This window comes from Nocardia sp. JMUB6875 (genome assembly GCF_041154655.1).
GTDB lineage: Bacteria > Actinomycetota > Actinomycetes > Mycobacteriales > Mycobacteriaceae > Nocardia.
The window spans coordinates 1-5,175 of the sequence record NZ_BAAFGR010000305.1 but is presented as its reverse complement, the minus strand read 5'-3'; the positions used below and the strand labels follow the sequence as shown (position 1 = coordinate 5,175).

5 protein-coding genes are annotated in these 5,175 nt (G+C 68.3%); all 5 read right to left on the bottom strand.

What is annotated here, in order from left to right; genetic code table 11:
* Window positions 1–683 (bottom strand): class I SAM-dependent methyltransferase (locus ACAM49_RS38710; protein WP_369640488.1); only part of this gene is annotated, 683 nt, incomplete at its 3' end.
* 29 nt (window positions 684–712) lie between these two features.
* Window positions 713–1,804, bottom strand: coding sequence for a hypothetical protein (locus tag ACAM49_RS38705; RefSeq protein WP_369640487.1), 1,092 nt, complete (start codon window positions 1,802–1,804; stop codon window positions 713–715).
* 113 nt (window positions 1,805–1,917) lie between these two features.
* On the bottom strand, window positions 1,918–3,018 hold the full coding sequence (locus ACAM49_RS38700; RefSeq protein ID WP_369640486.1) for an amidohydrolase family protein: 1,101 nt from the start codon (window positions 3,016–3,018) through the stop codon (window positions 1,918–1,920).
* Between the two features lie 57 nt (window positions 3,019–3,075).
* Complete coding sequence (locus ACAM49_RS38695) at window positions 3,076–3,999, bottom strand: LysR family transcriptional regulator (RefSeq protein WP_369640485.1); 924 nt, start codon at window positions 3,997–3,999, stop codon at window positions 3,076–3,078.
* Window positions 4,000–4,220: 221 nt separating this feature from the next.
* Window positions 4,221–4,958: an MBL fold metallo-hydrolase gene (locus tag ACAM49_RS38690; RefSeq protein WP_369640484.1), complete on the bottom strand. Its 738-nt coding sequence runs from the start codon at window positions 4,956–4,958 to the stop codon at window positions 4,221–4,223.
* Window positions 4,959–5,175 lie beyond the last annotated feature (217 nt).

Sequence of the window (5,175 nt, the reverse complement as noted above, 5' to 3'; positions counted from 1 at the left end):
CGCCATCCCACCCCGCGACTGGCCACCCGCTCCGCACCGGACTCCTCCAGCGTCCGCCGGTACTCCTCGGCCTTGAAGATGTCCACGATCACCAGCCGCCCGCCCGGCCGCAGCACCCGCAGCGCCTCGCGAACCGCGGTCCGGCGCAACGCGGCGGTCCCGATGTTGTGAATGGCCAGGCTCGAAACGACCACATCGAACTCGCCCGCCCCGAACGGCAACTCCGTCATATCCGCGGTATGCAATTCGACCCGGTCGGCCACGCCCTCGGCCTCCGCGTTCCGCTCGGTGACGGCTTGCGCATTGCCCGACTGATCCACGGTGCGCCACAGATCCACCCCGACGGCCCGCCCCTCCGGCAGCCGCCGCGCCGCGGCCAACAGCACCGCCCCGCGCCCGCAGCCCAAATCGAGCACCCGCTCGTCTCCGCGCAACTCCAGATCGTCGAGCAACCGCTCCCACACCACGAACTTCCCGCGCCGCGTGGAATGGAGATACAGCCCGAGCTGAATCACCAGAAACGCCGCGAGAACCAGTAGATACCAAGGGATTCCGGCCCCCAGAGCCGGAAAGACCACCAACGCCAGCACCACCAGAACGACGGCCGGCCCGCCCATCCACAACACCTGGGCCGGTGCGTCCAACCCGTACGCACCCCGCTGCGGCGGCGACACAGCGCTCATGACCGCCCCTCCTTGGTGAGGCTGCCAGTTTATCTGCGGCGGAGGCAGAGGGTGCTGCCCGCGCCGCCGCCGGTGGTGTAGGTCAGGCTGACTACCGTGCCGGGCGGGCAGATGTTGTCGGGGGCGTCGTGGCGGTCGAAGACTTGGTAGAGGGCCTTGGGGTCGGCGCAGTCGATGCGGTGGGTGTCGTTGGCGGAGCCGGAGTGGCGGTTGTTGTCGGAGATGCAGTCGCCGACAACGGCGTAGCGGGAGTCGCCGAGGTCGACGGGGCCCATGCAGACGATGAGGACCAGGTCGGTTTTGTCGTTGGCGCGGACCAGGACCGATTGGAAGCCGAGGTCGTCGGGGCATTCGGGGGCCTTGGGCTTCTGGTAGGCCAGGCGGACCGACAGCACGCGCGCCGAGGCGGACGGGTCGGCGCAGTCGACCTTCTTCATGGTGTCGCGGTTGGCGCAGTCGCCGAGCTTGACGGAATCCAGGGACTTCGGGTCGACCTCGTTGGCGCACACCACGATCGCGCGGCCGCCCAGCGAGGACTGGGCGAAGGCCATGCGAGCCTGCGGGTGGTCCTTGCACGCCTGGTCGGTGACCGGGACCTTCGAATGCGATTCGACGGCAACGACTTTCACCGGCGACGGGGTCATCGCGCAGTCGACGCGGGTCATGGCGTCACCGGCCTTCTTGACATCGACGCAGTCGTCGGCCTGGAACGCGCCGGGATCGGTGAGATTGAAGCGGGTGGGAGTCAGGCACAGGACGGTGGTGGCCACACCGGAGGCCGGTTCGGGCACGGCCTTGGTCGCTTCCGGGTACTTCGCGCACGCCGAATCCACCGGCACCGCCATATCTTCGCGGCCCACGATCTTGTAGGTCGACTTGCTGTCGGCGCAGCCGTACTTGACCGGCTGGACGGGTGCGTCGATGCACGCGCCGACCGGGAAGGCCAGCGGCTCGGGGCGGGTGACGACCCAGCCGACAATCGATGCCGCCACACCGATGACGACCACCGCGAGCACGGCAAGCCACACCCACAGACGCCGCTTCCGCGCGGGCGGGTTCGGCGGCACCGCGAACTGAGCGGACGGCGGCTGGACGGTAGGGTCGGATGGCTGATCGGTCACGGGGTCCCTCCCACGGTTTCGGGTCGCGGCGATCTCTGCGGCCCGTGCAGGAGGCGATCGTAAGATCCGGCATATCGGGTGCCGGGGTGACGGATTCGCTTACCGATTCGCGATCAGCGGCTAGCGGTGACCGGGGAGCGGCTGCCGTAGACGCGGCCGCGCAGGACCACGCAGGCGGGAGTGGCGAGCGCGGTGAGGTTTTCGCGTGGATCCTCTTGGTAGACAACGAAATCGGCGGGAGCACCCGGTTCGATGCCGGGGTGGCCGAGCCAGGCTCGAGCGTGCCAGGAGGAGGCGGCGAGGGCGGCGTGCGGGGTGAAGCCCGCGCCGGCGAGGGCGGCGATCTCGTCGGCGATGCGGCCGTGGCGGATGGAGCCGCCCGCGTCGGTGCCGGTGTAGATGGGGACACCGGCCTCGTGCGCCTTGGCGACGGTCTCACGGGAGCGGCGGTGCAGATCGCGCATGTGGGCGGCGTAGGTGGGGAATTTGCCTGCGCCGTCGGCGATTCCGGGGAAGGTGTCGATATTGATGAGCGTCGGGACCAGCGCGGTGCCGTGCGCCGCCATCATGGCGATCGTCTCGTCGGTGAGGCCGGTGCCGTGTTCGATGCAGTCGATGCCCGCGTTCAGCAGACCGGGCAGGGCGTCCTCGCCGAAGACATGGGAGGTGACGCGGGCGCCCTCGCGGTGGGCGGCGTCGATGGCGGCCTTCAGGATGTCGTCGGACCAGAGCGGCGCGAGATCGCCCACCGACCGGTCGATCCAATCGCCGACGATCTTGACCCAGCCGTCGCCGCGCCGGGCCTGTTCGGCCACGATGTCGGACAGCTCGCGTTCATCGTCGAGTTCGATGCCCAGTTCGCGGATGTAGCGCTTGGGGCGCGCGATGTGACGGCCCGCGCGGATGATGCGGGGCAGGTCCTCGCGGTCGTCGATGAAGCGGGTGTCGATGGGGGAACCGGCGTCGCGCAGCAGCAGTGCCCCCGCCTCGCGCTCCACCTCGGCCTGGGCGATCGCACCGGCCGAATCCTCGTGCCCGCCACCGTGTTTGATGCCGACATGACAGTGCGCATCGACGAGTCCGGGCAGGATCCAGCCGGAGTCGTGCACGGTGTCGGCGTCGCGGATCGGCTCGTCGGAGATGATGCCGTCGCGGACCCAGAGGTCGCGGACCTCGCCATCGGGTAGGACCACGCCGCGGAAATGCAGTCGCATTCCGGCCTCCTCGCCTGGGACGGTATGTCTCGACACAAACCCGGCTCCACTATCGCATCAGTCGCCCAGCACCGTGATATCGGTCCGCTCCCGGCACACCTGGCGGATGACGTCCAGCCCGGCCGCGATCACCGGATGCTCGGCACTGCCCCGCCGCACCGCGGTCAGGTGACGGCGGACCGGCACCGGGTCGTGCAGCGCGACCCGCACCACCGCCAGTTCCGGCGGCAGAACCGCGAGCCGCGGCACCAGGCTGACCCCGAATCCATGCGCGACCATGGTCGCCACACCCGGGAAATGCAGTGCCTGCCCGGCGATTCGAGGGGTGAACCCGGCCGCGGCGCACGCGGCCGACACGACCAGCCGATGCGCGACGCGATCGCGCCCGGTGATCCACGGCTCGGCGGCCGCCTCGGTCAGCGCGACACTGCCCCGCCCGGCGAGCGAATGACCAACGGGAACAAGCAGATCCAGCGGTTCGGACAGCAGCGGTCGCTGCTCGAAACGCAGGTCATCCGACGCGGGGGTGCCGGGGGCGGGCAGCACGATCCCGATATCGCTGTCCCCCACCAGCAGGGTTTCGAAGCACTCGGTGCTCTCGTCCTCGATCAATTCCACCGTCAGCCCCGGATTCGCGTCCCGCAGCCGGGCGGCGGCCAGCGCACCCAGCGCGCCGAGCGCGGTCGGCATCGCACTGATCCGCAGTACCCCCGCGATTCCGGCCCGATGCGCCGCGAGCTCCGCCCGCGCGCTCTCCGCCTGTGCCGCAAGCAGATCCGCGTGCCGCAGCAACGCGTACCCCGCGGCGGTCAACTGCACCCGCCGCCCCACCTGCTCGAGCAACTCGACATCCAGTTCCCGGGCCAGCCCACGCAACTGCTGTGACACCGTGGACGGCGTCAAATGCAGCGCGGCGGCCGCCGCGGTCACCGTGCCGTGCTCGTGCAGGAGTCGCAAGGCCTGCAACCGGGGATCGATCATGTGGAAATTCCGAACGATTGGCTACGAAAACTTTCGATGGACCGAGCCTACCGTCCGCGCGAAGACTGAGCTCATGACCGGATCGAACCGCCACTGTAGCCACTGCGGCTGGCCCACAACCCAACCCTTCCAAGTACTTTCGCGCCACCACACCTCCGAGGGCACCGTCACCTACACCCGCTGCGCGTGCGGCACCCTCGACATCCACCTCTCCCCCGCGTTCACCCCCGCGCGAATTCACTCATCAGCCGCGCCAGGTCCTGCCGAATCGGTGCTCCGTGACCGGGAACGAGAATCCCGGCCTCGACAGCACTGAGCGCACGGGCACTTTCGAGCGTCCCCTCCTGATCATGATTGAAAAACCCCGGCAACAACTGCAACCCGGTCTCCTCGAGCAGCTTGTGCCCGGTCACCAACGCATCCCCCGAAAACAGCACACCCTCCGACGGCATCAAATATGCGGTATGCCCATTGGTATGCCCCGGCGTCGGAATCGCCACCAGCCCACCCGGAAGCGCGGCCAACGTCGCCGCCTCCCCCTCCGTGGCCGTAGGCACACTCATCCCGATATGCCCGATCACCGCCCGCACGGTCTGCCCAACCCACTCGATCCCCCGCCGCGTCCCCAACCGCTGCACCATCTGCACCGGCGTAATCTGCTGCAGGTACTCCCTTTTCGCGTGTCGAACCTCTTCGGCCCCGGTATAGACGGGCACCCCGAGCTTCTCCACCAACGTGGGAATAGCCCCGATGTGATCCAGGTGCGCGTGCGTCACCACCACCGCACGAACATCGGCGAGATCATTCCCGATCTCCCGCACCGACTTCAGCACATCCCCGGTATCCGCCGGATACCCGGCGTCGACCAGGGTCACGCCCCGTTCATCACTGACCACCGCCCAATTGACGTTGGTCCCCGCCACCACATGAACGGACTCGGATACCTGCTCGATCTTCACGCCGAAACCGTACCGACAATCCCCGCTCTTATCGCCTGACTTCCCCTCCCCTTTCCACTGTATACACGAATTCGGGACCTCATGAGGGCTCGGATGATGGGCCATAAGGGTCTGTCCAGATAACGGTGTAACTCGGGTTGATTGGGTTAGTTCCGTCCGGCGGTGAGTCGGCCGTCGAAGGTGATGTCGAAGGCGTTCAACGCCGCTTTCCAGCGGG

What these genes read in the sequence shown, in the direction of transcription:
- ACAM49_RS38700 (WP_369640486.1), bottom strand. Translation starts at nt 3,018, where the DNA reads ATGCGACTGCATTTCCGCGGCGTGGTCCTACCCGATGGCGAGGTCCGC.
- ACAM49_RS38695 (WP_369640485.1), bottom strand. Translation starts at nt 3,999, where the DNA reads ATGATCGATCCCCGGTTGCAGGCCTTGCGACTCCTGCACGAGCACGGC.